The organism is Phenylobacterium sp., from assembly GCF_030697925.1.
In the GTDB taxonomy this organism is placed as follows: domain Bacteria; phylum Pseudomonadota; class Alphaproteobacteria; order Caulobacterales; family Caulobacteraceae; genus Phenylobacterium.
This window is the reverse complement of sequence record NZ_JAUYOJ010000101.1, coordinates 1-18,050: the sequence shown is the minus strand read 5'-3', so window position 1 is coordinate 18,050 and position 18,050 is coordinate 1. Positions and strand designations below refer to the sequence as shown.

At 69.5% G+C, this 18,050-nt stretch carries 15 protein-coding genes; 13 read left to right on the top strand and 2 right to left on the bottom strand.

Features of this window, described 5'->3' with window-relative positions; all coding sequences use genetic code 11:
• The 8 genes from Q8Q88_RS09650 to Q8Q88_RS09615 all read left to right on the top strand — a co-directional run.
• On the top strand, positions 1-232 hold a 232-nt coding region (locus Q8Q88_RS09650), incomplete at its 5' end, for a TonB-dependent receptor (RefSeq protein ID WP_305674982.1).
• Between the two features lie 284 nt (positions 233-516).
• Entirely contained in the window at positions 517-981 is a 465-nt protein-coding gene (locus tag Q8Q88_RS09645) for an Lrp/AsnC family transcriptional regulator (protein WP_305674981.1), read from the top strand.
• Between the two features lie 107 nt (positions 982-1,088).
• Entirely contained in the window at positions 1,089-1,673 is a 585-nt protein-coding gene (locus Q8Q88_RS09640) for an ANTAR domain-containing response regulator (protein ID WP_305674980.1), read from the top strand.
• Complete coding sequence (locus Q8Q88_RS09635) at positions 1,670-2,914, top strand: CmpA/NrtA family ABC transporter substrate-binding protein (protein WP_305674979.1); 1,245 nt, start codon at positions 1,670-1,672, stop codon at positions 2,912-2,914. The genes Q8Q88_RS09640 and Q8Q88_RS09635 overlap by 4 nt, the downstream gene beginning before the upstream one ends.
• 285 nt (positions 2,915-3,199) lie before the next feature.
• Positions 3,200-4,615, top strand: a complete 1,416-nt coding sequence (locus Q8Q88_RS09630; RefSeq protein WP_371129838.1) for an alginate export family protein — start codon at positions 3,200-3,202, stop codon at positions 4,613-4,615.
• An 8-nt stretch (positions 4,616-4,623) separates the two neighbouring features.
• On the top strand, positions 4,624-5,895 hold the full coding sequence (locus tag Q8Q88_RS09625; protein WP_305674978.1) for a CmpA/NrtA family ABC transporter substrate-binding protein: 1,272 nt from the start codon (positions 4,624-4,626) through the stop codon (positions 5,893-5,895).
• A gap of 26 nt (positions 5,896-5,921) precedes the next feature.
• Entirely contained in the window at positions 5,922-6,824 is a 903-nt protein-coding gene (gene ntrB / locus Q8Q88_RS09620; RefSeq protein WP_371129837.1) for a nitrate ABC transporter permease, read from the top strand.
• Between the two features lie 12 nt (positions 6,825-6,836).
• Entirely contained in the window at positions 6,837-7,628 is a 792-nt protein-coding gene (locus Q8Q88_RS09615) for an ABC transporter ATP-binding protein (RefSeq protein WP_305674977.1), read from the top strand.
• Here the strand turns inward: Q8Q88_RS09615 and Q8Q88_RS09610 are convergent.
• Positions 7,625-9,322 carry a bifunctional protein-serine/threonine kinase/phosphatase gene (locus Q8Q88_RS09610; RefSeq protein WP_305674976.1) on the bottom strand — a complete coding sequence of 566 codons (1,698 nt, stop codon included), beginning with the start codon at positions 9,320-9,322 and terminating at the stop codon, positions 7,625-7,627. The two genes, Q8Q88_RS09615 and Q8Q88_RS09610, sit on opposite strands and share 4 nt — an antisense overlap.
• A gap of 282 nt (positions 9,323-9,604) precedes the next feature.
• On the opposite strand from Q8Q88_RS09610, the gene Q8Q88_RS09605 reads away from it, so the two are divergent.
• The 5 genes from Q8Q88_RS09605 (at position 9,605) to cobA (ending at position 17,306) form a co-directional block, all read left to right on the top strand.
• Positions 9,605-10,819, top strand: a complete 1,215-nt coding sequence (locus Q8Q88_RS09605; protein ID WP_305674975.1) for a NarK/NasA family nitrate transporter — start codon at positions 9,605-9,607, stop codon at positions 10,817-10,819.
• Between the two features lie 253 nt (positions 10,820-11,072).
• Positions 11,073-13,532, top strand: a complete 2,460-nt coding sequence (nirB, locus tag Q8Q88_RS09600) for a nitrite reductase large subunit NirB (RefSeq protein ID WP_305674974.1) — start codon at positions 11,073-11,075, stop codon at positions 13,530-13,532.
• The gene (gene nirD / locus Q8Q88_RS09595; RefSeq protein WP_305674973.1) at positions 13,529-13,867 is read left to right on the top strand and encodes a nitrite reductase small subunit NirD; all 339 of its coding nucleotides are present in this window, start codon (positions 13,529-13,531) and stop codon (positions 13,865-13,867) included. The genes nirB and nirD overlap by 4 nt, the downstream gene beginning before the upstream one ends.
• A 3-nt stretch (positions 13,868-13,870) precedes the next feature.
• Positions 13,871-16,543 carry a nitrate reductase gene (locus Q8Q88_RS09590; protein WP_305674972.1) on the top strand — a complete coding sequence of 891 codons (2,673 nt, stop codon included), beginning with the start codon at positions 13,871-13,873 and terminating at the stop codon, positions 16,541-16,543.
• Positions 16,533-17,306, top strand: a complete 774-nt coding sequence (gene cobA / locus Q8Q88_RS09585) for a uroporphyrinogen-III C-methyltransferase (protein WP_305674971.1) — start codon at positions 16,533-16,535, stop codon at positions 17,304-17,306. The genes Q8Q88_RS09590 and cobA overlap by 11 nt, the downstream gene beginning before the upstream one ends.
• Here cobA and Q8Q88_RS09580 read toward each other — a convergent pair.
• Positions 17,267-17,869, bottom strand: coding sequence for a molybdenum cofactor guanylyltransferase (locus Q8Q88_RS09580; protein WP_305674970.1), 603 nt, complete (start codon positions 17,867-17,869; stop codon positions 17,267-17,269). The two genes, cobA and Q8Q88_RS09580, sit on opposite strands and share 40 nt — an antisense overlap.
• Positions 17,870-18,050: the final 181 nt, after the last annotated feature.

Below are 18,050 nucleotides of genomic sequence, written 5' to 3'. Positions count from 1 at the left end.
CGAGACCTTCCTCGGCACGGCCGGCGTGCCTTCCAACGTCCCGGCGACCTACTACATCGACCTGGACGCCACCTGGGGCGTCACGGACAATGTCGAGATCAAGCTTGGCGTGAACAACGTGGCCGACCAGCAGCCGCGTCTGTACGCGCCGAACGTCCAGTCCGGCACCGACCCGTCCACCTATGACGTGATCGGCCGCCGCGCCTTCGGGCAGATCAAGCTCCGCTTCTAGAAGCCGGAAACAATGCGGGAGGGGCGGCGAAGCCAATCGCCGCCCCTTTTGCATGCTTGGAAGATTACAGAAAAGAAAGGAATGTCCCACCAGCGTAACAATCTACTGCAGGGGAAGCTCGCGTATCATATCGGTTACATGAGTAAGCGGAGAAATATGTCGAGAAATTAATTGGCGAATAGACGGCGAAGCGGGTCACATATCGGCGTTCAGGAGCGCGTAGACATGACCATGACATCCGCCTTGGTGACGATGCCGATGTTGGTCATGGGGCCTGGCGTTGAATGACGCCTAATCTTGATAGGCTGGACCTTCAGATCCTGTCCGCGCTCCAGGATTCCAACCAGATGACGGCCCACGACCTGGCCGACCGGGTGCCCCTGTCGCCATCTGCGATCCAGCGGCGCATCCGCAACTACCGCAACAGCGGGGTGATCACCGCCGACGTCTCGGTGGTCAATCCGAAGGTGGCCGGCGAACAGCTCTCCGTGGTGCTGCTCATCCAGCTGGTCCAACAGAAGCCGCAGTCGGTGGCCGAGTTCCGCGCCTTCCTGGGCAAGTCGCCGCAGGTCCAGGTGATCATGGAGATCGCCGGCGCCTACGAGCTCATGTGCATCGGCATGTTCGACGGCATCGAGAGCTTCAACCAATTCGCCGACGCCCATATCGGCGACCATCCCTCGGTGGGCCGCTACGAGACCATCTTCGTTCGCCGTCGGGTGAAGTTCGGCGCCAAGATCCCGCTCTAGAATCTCGCCAGCCTGGCGCCTAATTTCTAGGCGCCACGATGATGCTTTCGTGTTCAACGCAGAAACGGGTTGATCGCGCGAGCCCCCTGGCCGCCGGGTGGCGACGAATGAAGGTCATCATCATCGATCCGGACGAGGCGCGGGCGGCGCTGGTCGCCGAAGGGTTGGCGGATGTGCGCCCGCTGGAGGTGCGCCGCGCCTCTAGCTTCGAGGCCATCGAGGGCGAGCTGCCGTCCTTCGCTCCCGATGTGATCGTTATCGCCTGCGATAGCCCCGACCGCGACACCCTGGAAAGCCTGCGCGAGGCGAGCTCCGAGAACCCGCGCCCGGTGGTGATGTTCGTGGACCGCTCCTCGCCCGGCCTGGCGGAGGCGGCGGTGGAGGCCGGGGTCGCGGCCTATGTGGTGGACGGGCTCTCGGCGGGGCGGGTGCGTTCGGTGCTGGAGGTGGCCATGAGCCGCTTCGAGCTGATGCAGAAGCTGCGCACGGATCTCGACAAGGCCAAGGCCGACCTGGCTTCGCGCAAGTCCGTCGAGCGCGCCAAGGGCCTCCTGATGAAGGAGCGCGGCATCGACGAGGACCAAGCCTACAGCCTGTTGCGCAAGCTCGCCATGGACACCGGTCGGCCGATCGGGGCGGTGGCCAACGACCTGCTCACCTTCGCGGGCGTCTTGAAGGGAGACGGGTCATGAGCCTGGAGCGGACCCAGCTGCGGCTGGGCTTTATCGCGCTGAACGACTGCGCGCCGCTGGCGGTCGCCCGCGAGAAGGGGTTCTTCGAGAGCGAGGGACTTTCTGTGGACCTGTCGCGCGAGGCCTCCTGGGCCAATATCCGCGACAAGGTGGCCATGGGCGCGCTGGACGGCGCCCATATGCTGGCGCCCATGCCCTTGGCGGTGAGGCTGGGGATCTGCGGCGAACCCGCGCGGATGATCGCGCCAATGTCGCTGAACCTGAACGGCAGCGCGATCACCGTCTCGACCGCCCTGGCCGACGCCATGCGCGCGGCCGAGCCCCAGAGCATGCAACTGCGGCCCCGCACCGCCCGGCCGCTGGCCACGATCATCGCCGCGCGCAAGGCCCAGGGCCTGCCGCCGCTGACCTTCGCCGTGGTCTTCCCGTTCTCGGTGCACAATTACGAACTGCGCTATTGGCTGGCGGAGGCCGGCGTCGATCCCGATCGCGACCTGCGCATCGTGGTGACGCCGCCCGCGCGGATGACTGCACGCCTGGCGGCCGGCGATATCGATGGATTCTGCGTCGGGGCGCCCTGGAACGCCCAGGCGGTCGCCGACGGCCATGGCGAGATCATGGTCTACGCCGCCGAGCTCTGGGGCGTGGGGCCGGACAAGGTGTTCGGCGTCACCGAGGGCTTCGCCGAGCGCCATCCCCTGACCCTGAGCGCGACCCTGCGGGCGCTGATCAGGGCTGCGGCCTGGGCCGACGAACCAGGCAACCGGGGGGAACTGGCCGCCATACTGGCCCATCATCGCTATGTGGACGCGCCCGAGGAGGTGGTCGCACGCTCGCTCACCGGCGCGCCGCCCTACGCCCTGGGCGAACCAGGCCCTGACGACCAAGACTATATTATCTATCACCGCTACGCCGCGAGCTTCCCCTGGCGCAGCCATGCGGTCTGGTTCCTCGCCCAGATGCTGCGCTGGGGCCAGATCGGACCGGAGGCCGATATCGCCGGGACCGCCGAGGCGGTCTATCGGCCCGACCTGTTCCGCGCCGCCGCCGCCGAGTTGGGGGCGCCGGCGCCGCTGGTGGACGAGAAGGTCGAGGGCCTGCACGCCTCGGCCTGGACCCTGGACGAGGCCACCGCCCCGATTCCCATGGCCCCGGACCTGTTCTTCGACGGCGGGAGCTTCGACGCCGCGCAACCGGAACGCTACGCCGCCGGCTTCGCCATCGGCCGGCTCCGGTCCTGAGTCGACTGTCCGACGCTCAATCCTTGTGCGCTGCACCGCACAATGGCGCCCATCCTTGATGCAAAAGGCGTCCGGGCGCTGACGGAACGGCGATATCCGTCATTTCGCAGTTGCGAGCATGAAGCCGGCGTGGCGGCCTGAGGGCGACATCGCGGGGCAATGGCGTCCCGCGAACGATCCGAGAGGGTCGCCGGGACCGCAAGGTTTCGGACTTGGAAGGACAACGACGTCCGCGCGGGGCTCCCACCCCGGCGGACGTCTTTTTTTTGCTCGGGGGATAGGCCGATGAACATGAGGAGAGGCGTTCTGGCGCCAGCGGCGATCGCCGCGGCGCTGGTTACTGCGACAGGGGCGGCGGCTCAGGCCCCGCCCACGGCTGCGACGGAAGAGGCCCCCGCGGTCGCGGCGGAGGAACCGACCGAGGCGGTCGCCGAGCCTGAACCCGAACCGGCGCCGGAACCGCCGCCGCCGCCGGCCGCGCCGCCGACGATCAGCGAGGCCATCGCCGGCGGCAAGCTGATCCTGGAGGCCCGCCTTCGCTACGAGGGCGTGGATCAGACCCGGACCCCGGTGCTGCGCGATGAGGGCGAGGCGCTCACCCTGCGCACCCGGCTTGGCTGGGAAACCGGCGAGTGGAACGGCCTGCGGGGCCTGGTGGAGTTCGAGGATGTCCGCCAGGTCGGCTCGGAGCGCTTCTCGGTCAATGTGCCGGGCGCCGCGACCCCGCCGCTGAACGGCGCGGACAAGGCCCGCTTCCCGATCATCAACGACCCGGATGTCACCGAACTCAACCGCCTGCAGCTCACCTGGACGCCCAGCGCCGCGGCGGTGGTCACCCTGGGCCGGCAGAGGATTCTGATCGACGACCAGCGCTTCGTCGGCAATGTCGGCTGGCGCCAGGACGAACAAACCTTCGACGCGGTGCGTGGTGACGTCGCGTTGGGCCGGTTCAAGGCGACCTACGCCTACGTGACCCACGTCAACCGCATCCTGGGAGAGATGAAGGACTGGGACAGCGACAGCCATCTGCTCAACGTCACCTGGTCGCCGGCCGAGGCCCTGCGCCTGCAGGGCTTCGTCTACGCCCTCGACTTCCAGAACTCGGCGCCGAACTCCTCGGTGACCAAGGGAGTCAAGGCGTCGGGCAAGACCTGGGTCGGGCTGTTCCAGGTGGCCTACAACGCCACCTACGCCCAGCAGAGCGACTATCACGGCAACACCGCCGGCTATGATCTCGACTATTTCGGCGCCGACGTCGCCGGAACCTTCGACATCTACACGGCCAAGCTCTCCTGGGAGTCGCTGGAGGGCAACGGGACCCGGGGCTTCACCACGCCGCTGGCCACCGTCCACGCCTTCCAGGGCTGGTCGGACGCTTTCGTCCAGCCGCTGGGCGGCAACAAGGGCTTCGTCGACGGCATCGAGGACCTGAACCTCAGCTTCAACATCAAGCCGCGGTTCCGCAGGACCTACTTCTTCAACACCGACATCCTGGTCCGCTACCACGATTTCAACGCCGAACGGACCGGCGCCGACCTCGGCCACGAGTGGAACGTCCAGGTCCAGGCGGCGATCACGCCCAAGCTCTCGGTGGCGGCCAAGTACGCCGACTTCCAGCGCGAGGCCTTCGTCCCCGTGGGCGGGGCCGCGCCGCCGCCCTCCCGCACCAAGGTGTGGTTCACCCTCGAATACAAGCTGTGAGCGATCCCATGACCGACAAGAACCTGACCCGCCGTGGGGCTCTGACCGCCGCGGCCGCCACCCTGCTGGCCGCCAAGACCGCCCTGCCGTCCGGCGCCTTCGCCGCCGGCCCGGGCCCCGAAGTCGCCAAGGCCAAGCTGGGCTTCATCGCCCTGACCGACGCCTCGCCCCTGATCATCGCCAAGGAACGCGGCCTGTTCGCCAAGTACGGCATGCCCGACGTCGAGGTGCTGAAGCAGGCCTCATGGGGCGGCACGCGGGATAACCTGGTCCTGGGTTCCGGAGGCGGCGGCATCGACGGCGCGCACATCCTGACGCCCATGCCCTATCAGTTCACGACCGGCGTCGCGACCGGCGGCCGGCCCCTGCCGATGAACATCCTGGCGCGGCTGAACACCAACGGTCAGGCGATTTCGGTCGGCAGCGATCTCAAGGCGGTGAAGGTCGGTCTCAACAGCGGCGGCGCCAAGGCCAAGTTCGCCCAGATGAAGGCGGCCGGAAACATCGCCAAGGTGGCGATGACCTTCCGGGGCGGGACCCACGACCTGTGGCTCCGCTACTGGCTGGCGGCGGGTGGCATCAATCCCGAGACCGACGTCTCCACCATCGTGATCCCGCCGCCGCAGATGGTGGCCAACATGAAGGCCGGGACCCAGGACGCCTTCTGCGTGGGCGAGCCCTGGAACGGCCAGTTGGTGAACCAGAAGGTCGGCTACACCGCCTGCCTGACATCCGAGATCTGGATGAATCATCCGGAGAAGTGCCTGGGCGTCCGGGCCGACTGGGTGGCGAAATATCCGCGCGCGGCCCAGGCGCTGACCATGGCCGTCATGGAGGCTCAGATGTGGTGCGACAAGGCGGCCAACAAGGCGGCCATGTGCTCCATCGTCTCGGGCCGTCAGTACATCAACGTACCGATGGGCGACATCCTTCCAAGGCTGCAGGGGACCATCAACTACGGCGACGGCCGTTCGGTGAAGGGCTCGGGCCACGTCATGAAGTTCTGGGCCGACAACGCCTCGTTCCCGTTCAAGTCGCACGACCTGTGGTTCGTGACCGAGAACCAGCGGTGGGGGGTCATGCCCAGGAACACCAACGCCGCGGCCCTTGTGGCCAAGGTCAACCGCGCCGACGTCTGGCGGGCGGCGGCCAAGTCGCTCGGCGTGGCGGCGCCGGCTTCCGACAGCCGCGGCGTCGAGCGCTTCTTCGACGGCAAGGTCTTCGATCCGGCCAACCCCGCCGCCTACCTGGCGAGCCAGCCGATCAAGAAGCTGGTCTGACCCCTTCCCATGGCTAGGAGCTTCCCATGAGCCTGCCCGCGCAAAAGTTCGAGATCGCCGGCGAAGTCGAGCCGCCGACGAACCTCGCGCCCGCGACGATCTCCCGGCTCCCCACGCCGGGACCGTCGCGGGCGGTCCGCGCCCTGACGGCCGCCAAGGCGGTCGCCGCGGCCGTCCTGCCGCCCGCCCTCATGCTGCTGATCCTGCTCGGCGTCTGGCAGTTCCTGGCCGGGGACGGCGCCGGCCTGCCGGCGCCCAGCATGATCTGGCTGGAGTCGAAGGACCTGATCCTCGATCCCTTCTTCGACAATGGCGGGGTCGACAAGGGCCTGTTCTGGCACGTCTCCACCAGCCTCAGCCGGGTGGGGGTGGGTTTCGGCCTGGCCGCGGTGGTCGGCATAGGGCTCGGCGTTCTGGTCGGGGCCAATGTGTGGGCCCATCGCGGGCTCGACCCGCTGTTCCAGGTGCTGCGGACCGTGCCGCCCCTGGCTTGGCTGCCGATCTCGCTCGCCGCCTTCCGCGAGGCCCAGCCCTCGGCCCTGTTCGTGATCTTCATCACCTCGATCTGGCCGATCATCATCAACACGGCCGTCGGCGTACGGAACATCCCGACCGACTATGTGAACGTCAGTCGCACCCTCAGCCTCTCGCCGCTGGAGCACTTCTGGAAGATCCTGCTGCCGGCCACCACGCCCTACATCTTCACCGGCCTGCGCATCGGGGTCGGCATGAGCTGGCTGGCCATCGTCGCCTCGGAGATGCTGCTGGGCGGGGTCGGCGTCGGCTTCTTCATCTGGGACCAGTACAACTCGTCCCGCATTTCCGACATCGTGGTCGCCCTGGTCTGGGTCGGCCTGGTGGGCTTCGCGCTGGACCGCGGCGTGGCCCTGCTGGGACGTCTCGTCAGCCGCGGCTCGGCGCTCTCCTAGAAGGAACAGGACATGCCCAAGGCCTTCCTCTCCATCGAGGCGCTCGGCGTCTCGTTCCCCGGCCGCACCGGCGCCAATGAGGTGCTGGCCGACGTGAACCTGCAGATCGACGAGGGCGAGTTCGTCTCGATCATCGGCCATTCCGGCTGCGGGAAGTCGACCCTGCTGAACGTGGTGGCGGGCCTCGTGCCGATCACCACCGGGGCGGTTATCCTCGACCACTCGGCGGTCGAGGCGCCGGGTCCCGACCGGGCGGTGGTGTTCCAGAACCACTCCCTGCTGCCCTGGCTGTCGGTCTACGAGAACGTCCGCCTGGCGGTGGACAAGGTGTTCCGCGGCAAGAAGAACGGCCGCGAGCGCCACGACTGGGCGATGGAGAACCTGGCTCTGGTCCAGATGACGCATGCCGTCGACAAGCGCCCCTCCGAGATCTCCGGCGGCATGAAGCAGCGGGTCGGCATCGCCCGGGCCCTGGCCATCCAGCCCAAGGTGCTGCTGCTGGACGAGCCGTTCGGCGCCCTGGACGCGCTGACCCGCGCCCACCTGCAGGACAGCGTCATGGAGATCCATGCCAAGCTGAAGAACACGGTGCTGATGATCACCCACGACGTGGACGAGGCCGCGCTGCTCTCGGATCGCATCGTGATGATGACCAACGGCCCGGCGGCGACGATCGGCGAGGTGCTCAGCGTCGGCCTGGCCCGTCCCCGCCGGCGGCTGGAGCTGGCCACCGACCTCGACTACCTGCGGGCCCGCAAGTCGGTGCTGGAGTTCCTCTACGCCCGCCACGCGGTGGCGGCTTAGGGACTGGCGAGGGAGATCACCAGCAGCACCAGCAGGATGAGGGCCGCGACCTGCCAGAAGCGCAGCGGGTCGCGGTCATAGAGCGAGGGGCGCGTCCGGCGGGCGGGCGCGCCCCTTATCGCGCCGTTCTCCAGCTCGAAGGCCAGTTCGAAGCCGTCCTGGAACCGCTCGGCCGGATCGACCGCCACGGCGCGGGCCAGCACCGTCTCCACCCAGGCCGGCAGGTCGGGCCGCCAGGCCGAGAGCGGAGCCGGACGGCGATGGCGCGGTGTGGTGAAGGGTTCGATCTCGCCGTAGGGATAGCGGCCGCCCGAGAACATCGCATAGAGCGTGACGCCCAGGGCGAAGATGTCCGAGCGCTCGTCGCCGGCGACGCCTGCGAAGAGTTCCGGCGCCATGTAGCTGGGCGTGCCGGGAATGTCCGGGGGTAGGGCGGCCTCCAGGTTCGGCAGTCGCGCCACGCCCAGGTCGATCAGTTTCAGCCCGCCGCCCGGCTCCAGGATCACGTTCTCGGGCTTGATGTCGCGGTGGATGACGCCGGCCCGGTGCAGGGAGGCGATGGCCTTGGTCAGCTTGACGGCGATGTCCAGGCCCTGGTCCAGGCTCACGGGCGGGGATCGCGATAGCCGCCGCTCCAGCGTCTCCCCCGCATAGAAGGGCTGGACGAGGTAGAGGCTGGTGCGACGGCCGGCGGGCAGGTCCAGCACCGCACCGACGAAGGGGTTCTGCACCCGGCTCGCCACCCAGGACTCGCGCAGGAAGGCCGCCCGCGCCGAGGCTTCGGCGCCCAGGGCCTGGGGCTTGGGGAACTTGACCAGGACGCTGGCGTCGTTGTCGGCGTCACGCGCCCGGAACACCCGGCTGTAGCGGCCGTCGGCGATCAGGGCCTGAAGTTCGAAGCCGTCGATGCTCTCGCCGGCCTGGGGCGGCTCGCGCATGGGCAGGGCCTCGACCTCCTGGCTGAGACCGGCCACGTCGGCGGCGGGCAGCTCCAGGACATCGACCACCAGGGCGGTGACGTTGTCGTCGGACCCGGCCTCCAGGGCGGCCTGGACCAGGCGTCGCGCGGTCTCGTCGGGTCCCTCGCGCAGGGCCAGCATCTCCTCGAGGCGGCGGTCGTTCAGGGCGCCGTGGACGCCGTCGCTGACCAGCAACAGCCGGTCGTGGGGCGCGAGATCCTCGCTGGCGTAGTCGATACGCAGGCTCTCGGCGATGCCGACGGCGCGGGTCAGGATATTGGTCGTGCCCTCCAGCCGGTGATCCACCGTCAGCCGCGCCAGCCGTCCGTCGCGCAGCCGGTAGAGCCGCGTGTCGCCCACATGCAGCACATGCAGCCGCCGGCCGCGCAGGATCGCGACGGTCAAGGTGCAGCCCATGCCCGCCAGTTCCGCGTCCGTCCGTCCTTGGGCGTGGATCCAGCGGTTGACGCTGTCGACGGCGTGGGCGGCGGTGCGCCGCACACTGCGGGTCTCGCTGGCCCCGAGATAGCCGTCCAGCACCGCGCGGACGCAGAGCTCGGCCGCCACCCGGCCGCCCTTGGCGCCGCCCATCCCGTCAGCGATGGCGCAGGCGACGCCGGTCATCCGGCCGGGCGGCTCCAGCACCGCGGCGGCGAAATCCTCGTTGCGCGCCCGCCGGCCGGTCTCGCTGGCCAGGCCCGTGAGGACGCGCAGACTGGTTCCTGTGGTTTCCATCCCTGCCCGTCAGCCGTCATCGCAGCGCGGCTGTCCAGTCCCGGCGCCCATTTTTGTGCAGGTGCGAAGGCTCGGCGCCGCATCTTTGCGCAAACCACCATCGAATCTCCGGCCAAGCTCTCGCAAGGCGCCGCAGGACCGGGCGCCAGGCTCTAGATGGCGCCCATTCGGCGAGCCGTTTCGCCCGCGCCAATGGCGACGCGGGTTTCCAGGACGCTCTGGACGATCCGCCTTCTCATCCATCCGCGTCGCCGCCGGCGACGCCTGTTCCAGAGCGCGGTCATGATCGGCAAAGACTTTCTCAAGGCAGGCCATACCCCCACCCTGGCCTCGGCCTTCTTCTATTTCGACATGAGTTTCATGGTCTGGGTCCTGCTGGGCTCGCTGGGCGTGCAGATCGCCAAGGACCTGGACCTCAACGCCGCCGAGAAGGGCCTGATGGTCGCCTTGCCGGTGCTGGCCGGGGCGGTGCTGCGCATCGTCAACGGGGTCCTGGTCGACCGCATCGGCCCAAAGCTGGCCGGCACCCTGTGCCAGATCATCGTCATCGCCGGTCTGCTGATCGCCTGGATGCTGAAGGTCGACACCTATGCCGGCGTGCTGGCGGTGGGCCTCGTGCTGGGGGTGGCGGGATCGTCCTTCGCTATCGCCCTGCCGCTGGCCTCGCGCTGGTATCCGCCGCAGTACCAGGGTGTGGCGCTCGGGATCGCCGGCGCCGGCAATTCCGGAACGGTCTTCGCTTCGCTGTTCGCGCCGGGCCTGGCCAACCTGTTCGGCTGGCAGAACGTGCTCGGCCTGGCGACCATCCCGTTGATCGTCGCCTTCCTGGTCTATCTGGTGTTCGCCAAGGACAGCCCGGACCAGCCCGCGCCCAAGCCCCTGACGGAGTACCTGTCGGTGCTGAAGATCGGCGACGCCTGGTGGTTCATGCTGTTCTACGGGGTGACCTTCGGCGGCTTCGTGGGCCTGTCTTCGTCCCTGACCATCTACTTCAACACCCAGTACGGCCTGGCGCCGGTGATGGCCGGGTTCTTCACAGCCGCCTGCGTGTTCGCCGGCTCCATGGTGCGGCCCATCGGCGGGGCGCTGGCCGACCGGATCGGCGGCATCCGCACGCTCTCGATCATGTATGTGGTCGCCGCCGCGGCCCTGAGCGTCATGAGCTTCGGCCTGGCCGACGTGCGCGTGACCCTGGGCGTGGTGATCTGCGGCATGGCGGCGCTCGGCATGGGCAATGGCGCTGTCTTCCAGCTAGTGCCGCAGCGGTTCCGCAACGAGATCGGGGTGATGACCGGCCTGGTCGGCATGACCGGCGGGATCGGCGGCTTCTACTTGGCCTCCAGCCTGGGCCTGGCTAAGCAGCTCACCGGCTCCTACCAGGCGGGCTTCCTCGGCTTCGCGGCCCTGGCCCTGGTGGCCCTGGTGGGCCTCACCAGCATCAAGAAGCAGTGGCGCACCACCTGGGGCGCGGCCTCGGCCACCGTGGCGCGGGTCTAAGGGCGCCCAAGGGATAGGCGCCCCGCAACCCCGGACGCCTCATTTTCGAGCGGTCCGGCTGTCGAGGCCGGACCCGACGCCTCCCGACGCTGCACCGCAGCAAGGCTTGCCGTAGAAGCGGAAGGTGCGGAGCAACGAAGCTTCGCCAAGCGGTTCTCGCGAGCCGCGGCCCCTGAGGGGTCAACCGGGGCAAAGGCGTCCATCCGAACAGTTTGTCGCTCCGTGCATCGCGGGGCCCAAGGCGGAGAGGGCGATGTCCCAGCCTAAGGAACGTCTGGTCGTCATCGGCAACGGCATGGCCGGGTGCCGGGCCATCGAAGAGGTGCTGAAGCGCGATCCGACGCGCTACGACATCACCGTCTTCGGCGCCGAGCCCAGGGTGAACTACAACCGCATCATGCTCTCGCCGGTCCTGGCCGGGGAGAAGACCTTCGACGAGATCGTTATCAACGATGTCGCCTGGTACGCCGACAACGGCATCACCCTGCATTCCGGCCGCAAGGTCATCGCCATCGACCCGGCCGCCAAGCTGGTCGAGGCCGAGGGTGGGCTCAGCGTCGCCTATGACCGGCTGATCCTGGCCTGCGGCTCCGACCCTGTGCGCCTGCCCCTGCCGGGCGCGGACCTGGAAGGCGTCGTCACCTTCCGCGACCTCGACGACGTCGAGGCCATGGTCGCCGCCGCCGAGCGCGGCGGTCGCGCCATCGTCATCGGCGGGGGCCTGCTGGGCCTTGAAGCCGCCTACGGCCTGGTCCGCCGCGGCATGGCCGCCACCGTGATCCACCTGATGGACGTGCTGATGGAACGCCAGCTCGACGAGTCGGCGGGCTTCCTGCTGCGCGAGGCCCTGGCCGAGCGCGGGGTGGAGACGGTGCTGGGCGCCCATTCCGAGGCGATCCTGGGCGAGAACGGCCGCGTCGCCGGTCTGAAGCTGAAGGACGGCACGGTCATTCCCGGCGACATCCTGGTCATGGCGGTCGGCATTCGGCCAGCCACCGGCCTGGCCAACGCCGCCGGCATCGTTTGCGGCCGGGGCGTGGTGGTCGACGACCAGATGCGCACCTCCGACCCCGCCATCTTCGCCATCGGCGAGTGCGCCGAGCACCGTGGTGTCGCCTATGGCCTGGTCGCGCCCATCTGGGACATGTGCCGGACGCTCGGCGAGGTGCTGACCGGCGCCGACGCCGCCTACGAAGGGTCGCTGCTGCAGACCCGCCTGAAAGTCTCCGGCGTCGACGTGTTCTCGGCCGGCAAGTTCGGCGGCGGGGAGGGCTGCGAGGACGTGGTGTTCCGCGATGCGGGACGCGGGGTCTACAAGCGCGTGGTCATCGAGGACGGCAAGGTGGCCGGCGCAGTGCTGTTCGGCGACGCCGCCGATGGCGGCTGGTACTTCGACCTGATGCGCACCGGGGCCGACGTAGCCGAGCTGCGCGACACGCTCATATTCGGCCAGGCGATCACGGAGGCCCTTCGGGGGGTGGACCCTAGGTCGGCCGTTGCGGCCATGCCGGACTCGCAAGAGGTCTGCGGCTGCAACGGCGTCTGCAAGGGCGCGATCACCGGCGCCATCACCGAACTCAACCTGACCACCCTGGACGGCGTGCGGGCCCACACCAAGGCCTCCGCCTCCTGCGGCTCCTGCACCCCGCTGGTCGAACAGCTCCTGCAGCTCACCCTGGGCGACGGTTTCGAGGTCCAGACCGGGCCGAAGCCGGTCTGCGCCTGCACCCAGCATGGCCACGACGAGGTCCGCAAGCGCATCCTGGCCGAGAGCCTGAAGTCCCTGCCGGCGGTCATGCAGGCCCTGGAATGGCACAGCCCCGACGGGTGCTCGTCCTGCCGCCCGGCGCTCAACTACTATCTGCTCTGCGCCTGGCCCGGCGACTATCGCGACGACAAGCAGAGCCGCTTCATCAATGAGCGGGTCCACGCCAACATCCAGAAGGACGGCACCTACTCCGTCGTGCCGCGCATGTGGGGCGGGGTGACGACGCCCAACGAGCTGCGCGCCATCGCCGACGTGGCCGACAAGTTCCAGATTCCGACCGTCAAGGTCACCGGCGGCCAGCGCATCGACCTGCTGGGAGTCAAGAAGGACGACCTGCCCGCCGTCTGGGCCGATCTCAACGCCGCGGGCATGGTCTCGGGCCACGCCTACGCCAAGGGCCTGCGCACGGTGAAGACCTGCGTCGGGTCGGATTGGTGCCGGTTCGGCACCCAGGACTCCACCGGCCTGGGCATCAGGCTCGAGAAGTTCATGTGGGGGTCCTGGACCCCGGCCAAGGTCAAGCTCGGCGTGTCCGGCTGTCCGCGCAACTGCGCCGAGGCCACCTGCAAGGACATCGGCGTGATCTGCGTCGACAGCGGCTACGAGATCCATATCGGCGGCGCCGCCGGCCTGCACATCCGCGGCACCGAGATCCTCACCCGGGTCGCCACCGAGGAGGAGGCGGTCTGGACCATCTGCGCCGTCACCCAGCTCTATCGCGAGCGCGGCTGGTACCTGGAGCGGATCTACAAGTGGATGGACCGGGTCGGCCTGGCCTCGATCCAGGCCGAGATCGAGGACCCGGAGAACCGCCGGGCCCTGCACGACCGCTTCGCCTATTCGCAACGCTTCTCGCGCATCGACCCCTGGGCCGAGCGGGTGGCCGGCCGTCACGCCGAAGAGTTCAACCCGCTCAGCCGCCGCCTGGAGTTCGCCCCCGCATGAACGCCCTCGTGAAGGACCCCATGACCTGGACCGACGTCGGCGCCGTGACAGACATCCCCCTGCGCGGCGCGCGGCGCGTGCCCAGCGCCCAGGGCGACATCGCCATCTTCCGCACCGGCGACGGCAAGGTGTTCGCCCTGATGGACAAGTGCCCGCACAAGGGCGGGCCGCTCAGCCAGGGGATCGTCCACGGCCACGCCGTGGCCTGTCCGCTGCACAACTGGTCGATCGAGCTGGCCACGGGCGAGCCCCTGGGCGCCGATCGCGGCAAGGGCTGCGCGCCGGTGGTGCCGCTGGAAGTGCGCGACGGGCGGCTGCTGCTGGGGCGGACCTGACCCATGGCCGACGGCGCCGCCTCGCCGATCAAGACCACCTGCCCCTATTGCGGGGTCGGCTGCGGCGTGGCGGGCCGACCTGAAGAGGCGCGGGGCCTGGCGATCTCCGGTGACAAGGACCACCCCGCCAATTTCGGCCGCCTGTGCTCCAAGGGCTCGGCCCTGGGCTCGACGGTCCACCTGCAGGGCCGGTTGCTGCATCCGATGATCGGCGACCGCGCCGTGGGCTGGAACGAGGCGACGGCCGCGGTGGCCGACGCCTTCTCGCGGACTTTAGCCGAGCATGGACCGGACTCGGTGGCCTTCTATGTCTCTGGCCAGCTGCTGACCGAGGACTATTACGCCGCCAACAAGCTGATGAAGGGCTTCATCGGCTCGGGCAATATCGACACCAATTCGCGGCTCTGCATGGCCTCGGCGGTCGCCGCCCATGGCCAGGCCTTCGGGGCCGACCTGGTGCCCGGCTGTTATGAGGACCTCGACCTCGCCGACCTGGTGGTGTTCTCGGGGCACAACGCCGCCTGGACCCATCCGGTGCTGTTCCGCCGCATGGAGCAGGCCCGGGCGCGGGGCCAGCGCTGGATCGTCATCGACCCGCGCCGCACCGACACCGCCGAGGGCGCCGACCTCTTCCTGCCGCTGGCGCCTCAGACCGATGTTCGCCTGTGGAACGGCCTGCTGGCCTGGATGGATACGAATGGCGGGATCGACCGGGCCTATGTGGCGGCCCATCTCAACGGCTTCGGCGACGTCCGCCGGGCGCTGGCCGCCGACGACCAGAGCCTGCAGGCTATCGCCCGCGATTGCGGCTTGACCCCCGACGCTGTGCTGGCCTTCTACGCCGCCTTCGCCGAGACCCAGAAGACGGTGACCCTGTTCAGCATGGGCGCCAACCAGTCGGCTCAGGGGGTTTCCAAGGGCCTGGCCATCCTCAACGCCCACCTGGCCAGCGGCAAGATCGGCAAGCCGGGCGCCGCGCCCTTCTCGATCACCGGCCAGCCCAACGCCATGGGCGGGCGCGAGACCGGGGGCATGGCGACGACGCTCGCCGCCCACATGGGCTTCGGCCGGGCGGACCGCGAGCGGCTCGCCGCCTTCTGGAACACACCCCGGGTCGCGCCCGCGCCGGGCCTCAAGGCCGTCGAGATGTTCGAAGCGGTGCGCGACGGACGGATCAAGGCGATCTGGGTCATGGCCACCAATCCGGTGGTCAGCCTGCCGGCCGCCTCGCGGGTCGCCGAGGCCCTGGCGGCCTGTCCCTTCGTGGCGGTCTCCGATGTCATGACCGAAACCGACACCCTCGAATTCGCGCATGTGAAGCTGCCCGCCTTGGCCTGGGGTGAGAAGGACGGCACGGTCACCAATTCCGAGCGCCGCATCTCGCGCCAGCGGCCGCTGTTTTCCGCCCCCGGCGAGGCCCGCGCTGACTGGCGGATCGTCGCCGATGTGGCCGCCGCCATGGGTCACGGCGAGGCCTTTGGCTGGGGCGGTCCCGGCGACGTGTTCCGCGAATACGCCGCGCTCACCCGCTTCGAGAACGACGGCGCGCGTCTGCTCAATCTGGGACCGCTGAGCGAGCTGTCGGACGCGGACTACGAGGCGCTTGAGCCGGTGCAATGGCCGGTGGGGCCCCTGGGCGGGACCGCTCGGCTGTTCACGGAGGGTGGCTTCCAGACGCCCGACGGCCGGGCGAATCTGAAACCGGTCAAGCCACTGGGCCCCGCGCGGCCAACGGACGCCGACTATCCCTTGGCGCTCAACACCGGCCGGGTGCGCGACCACTGGCACACCATGACCCGCACCGGCCTGGCCCCCGAGCTCTGCCGTCACGCACCGGAGCCCATGGTGGAGATCCATCCCGCCGACGCCGCCCGCTTCGGGATCGCCGATGGCGAACTGGCGCGGATCGAGACCCGCGTCGGCCAGGCCGTGGTCACCGCCAAGCTCAGTGATCGCCAGCGCCCCGGCGGTATCTTCCTGCCCATGCACTGGACCAACGCCTTCGCGCCTTCGGGCCGCTGCAACCCGCTGGTCGAGCCCTTCGTCGATCCCACCTCCGGCCAGCCGGAGTTCAAGCACACCCCGGCCCGGGTCAGCGCCTATGGCGAGGCGTGGCGCGGCTTCCTGGTGACCCGCGAACCGCAGTCGCCGCCCGATGGCCTCGACCTGGTGTGGCGGCGCACCCCCTATGACGGCTGCCACGTCCACGAGTTCGCAGGGCTCGGCGGTCTGGAGGAGCGCGAGGCCGCCGCCGCCGCCCTGATGCCGGAAGGGGAGGGTGAGGCGCTCGCCATGGACGATCCGGCTCGCGGCACGGTGCGCCGGGCCATTCTGCGCGACGGCCGGCCCGAGCGGGTGCTGGTGGTCACCGAGATGGGCGGCCTGCCGGTGCGCGGCTGGATCGCCGACCGGTTCCTGGACGAGGCGCTGTCGATGGCCGACCGCGCCGCCCTGCTGGCCGGCCGCGCGCCCGGTTCCCGCGACGAGGGCGCCATCGTCTGCGCCTGTTTCAAGGTCGGGACCCACAAGCTCACGGCCGCCGTCGCCCAGGGCGCCGAGACGATCGAAGCGCTGGGCGCGGCCACCGGGGCGGGGACCAACTGCGGGTCCTGCCGGCCCGAGCTCGCCCGCCTGCTGCGCAACACGTCCAAGGAGGAGGCCCGTCATGCCGCTTGAAATGGGCAAGGTCCGCCTGGTGGGCGCCGGCCCCGGCGCCGTCGACCTGATGACCGTCCGCGCCCTGCGCGCCGTGGAGAGCGCCCAGGCCCTGCTCTACGACGCCCTCATCCCCGACGAGATCCTGGCCCTGGCCCCGGCCGGCTGCGTGCGCATCCAGACCGGCAAGCGAGCGGGCAAGGCCAGCATGAGGCAGGAGACCATCAATCGGCTGATGCTGCGTCTGGCGCGTCGTGGGGTCGAGGTGGTGCGGTTGAAGGGCGGCGACCCCTCGGTGTTCGGCCGCTCGGGGGAGGAGCGCGCCTTCCTGGAAGCCCATGGCGTGGAGGTCGAGATCGTTCCCGGCGTCACCGCCGCCAGCGCCGCAGCGGCGCAGTTCGCCTTCCCGCTCAGCCATCGCGGCGAGGCCCGCCGCATCGCCTTCGCCACCGCTCGCGTGCAGGATGGCAGCATCGTGGAGAGCGGCTGGAGCGGCCTGGCCGACGCTGAGACCACCCTCATCCTCTACATGGCCCGCGACGCCGCCCACGCCGCGGCCGATCGTCTGATGGCCGAGGGGCGTGCGCCCGACACGCCCGCCCTGGCCGTCGAGAACGCCGGACGGCCCGAGGCGCGGATCATCTCGACGACCCTGAGGATACTGGGGAAAGAGGTTGAAAACGCGGCATTTTCAGGCCCTGTCCTGCTGGTGGTTGGCGAGGTCGCCGGCCAGGCCCGCGCCGCCTATGCGCCCAGCCTCCGCGCGGCCTCGGCGAGATCCTGAGGCGTGTTGATGTTGAGGAAGGCCGCGGCGTCGGCATAGTCGACCAGGCCGCAGTCGTGATCTTCCAGGAAACCATGGACCGGCGGATGATGGCCATTCGCCAAGGCGGCTTCCAGGTCGGCGATCAGGTCGACGCGCCAGGCGGCGCAGAGCGACTGCATGCCGTCCGGCGTCCGCGCCGCGGCGCAGGACCGGCCGTCGGCCGCCGCGATGAGGCGCGAAACGAGGTCGTCCGGCAGCAGGGGTGTGTCGCAGGGCAGGGTGATCATCAGGCCGGCGCCTCGTTCCCGCGCCCATCGTAGCCCAGCCAGGACGCCGCTCAGCGGGCCCTGCGCCAGGCCGGGCGGATCGCCGAGCACCGCCAGGCCGAGTCGGCCAGCCTCGGCCGCCCCTTCGCCGCCCGGCATGGCGTTCACCGCCACGACCCCGCACTCAACGGCCAGCCGCGCGCAGGCCCGCGCGAGGAGGGACCTGCCCGCCAGCGTCGCCACGGCCTTCTCGCCACCGAATCTCTGGGACCGCCCACCGGCGATCACGAGGCCAACCACCTGCTCGCTCTGCATGGCGCCAAGGTCTCAGAGATCGCCCTTGGCGGATATCGTTGATTTAGTCCGCTAATGAGCGGCTGAGAGCCTCCTTCGAAGCCTGGAATGCGGTGGGGTAGCGCCTTTGGCCGCCGCTTTGTGGGCGTGGACCGGTGTCCGGGGCGGTTGCCCGTCAGGCTGTGGCGGGCGGCGCCCCTGG

Bases quoted from the DNA above. Each gene is read 5' to 3' on its own strand.
- Q8Q88_RS09640 (WP_305674980.1), top strand. From the start codon at position 1,089: ATGAAGGTCATCATCATCGATCCGGACGAGGCGCGGGCGGCGCTGGTC.
- Q8Q88_RS09630 (WP_371129838.1), top strand. From the start codon at position 3,200: ATGAACATGAGGAGAGGCGTTCTGGCGCCAGCGGCGATCGCCGCGGCG.
- Q8Q88_RS09580 (WP_305674970.1), bottom strand. From the start codon at position 17,869: ATGCAGAGCGAGCAGGTGGTTGGCCTCGTGATCGCCGGTGGGCGGTCC.
- Q8Q88_RS09645 (WP_305674981.1), top strand. From the start codon at position 517: ATGACGCCTAATCTTGATAGGCTGGACCTTCAGATCCTGTCCGCGCTC.
- nirB (WP_305674974.1), top strand. From the start codon at position 11,073: ATGTCCCAGCCTAAGGAACGTCTGGTCGTCATCGGCAACGGCATGGCC.
- Q8Q88_RS09605 (WP_305674975.1), top strand. From the start codon at position 9,605: ATGATCGGCAAAGACTTTCTCAAGGCAGGCCATACCCCCACCCTGGCC.
- Q8Q88_RS09625 (WP_305674978.1), top strand. From the start codon at position 4,624: ATGACCGACAAGAACCTGACCCGCCGTGGGGCTCTGACCGCCGCGGCC.
- Q8Q88_RS09615 (WP_305674977.1), top strand. From the start codon at position 6,837: ATGCCCAAGGCCTTCCTCTCCATCGAGGCGCTCGGCGTCTCGTTCCCC.
- nirD (WP_305674973.1), top strand. From the start codon at position 13,529: ATGAACGCCCTCGTGAAGGACCCCATGACCTGGACCGACGTCGGCGCC.
- Q8Q88_RS09635 (WP_305674979.1), top strand. From the start codon at position 1,670: ATGAGCCTGGAGCGGACCCAGCTGCGGCTGGGCTTTATCGCGCTGAAC.
- Q8Q88_RS09590 (WP_305674972.1), top strand. From the start codon at position 13,871: ATGGCCGACGGCGCCGCCTCGCCGATCAAGACCACCTGCCCCTATTGC.
- cobA (WP_305674971.1), top strand. From the start codon at position 16,533: ATGCCGCTTGAAATGGGCAAGGTCCGCCTGGTGGGCGCCGGCCCCGGC.
- ntrB (WP_371129837.1), top strand. From the start codon at position 5,922: ATGAGCCTGCCCGCGCAAAAGTTCGAGATCGCCGGCGAAGTCGAGCCG.
- Q8Q88_RS09610 (WP_305674976.1), bottom strand. From the start codon at position 9,322: ATGGAAACCACAGGAACCAGTCTGCGCGTCCTCACGGGCCTGGCCAGC.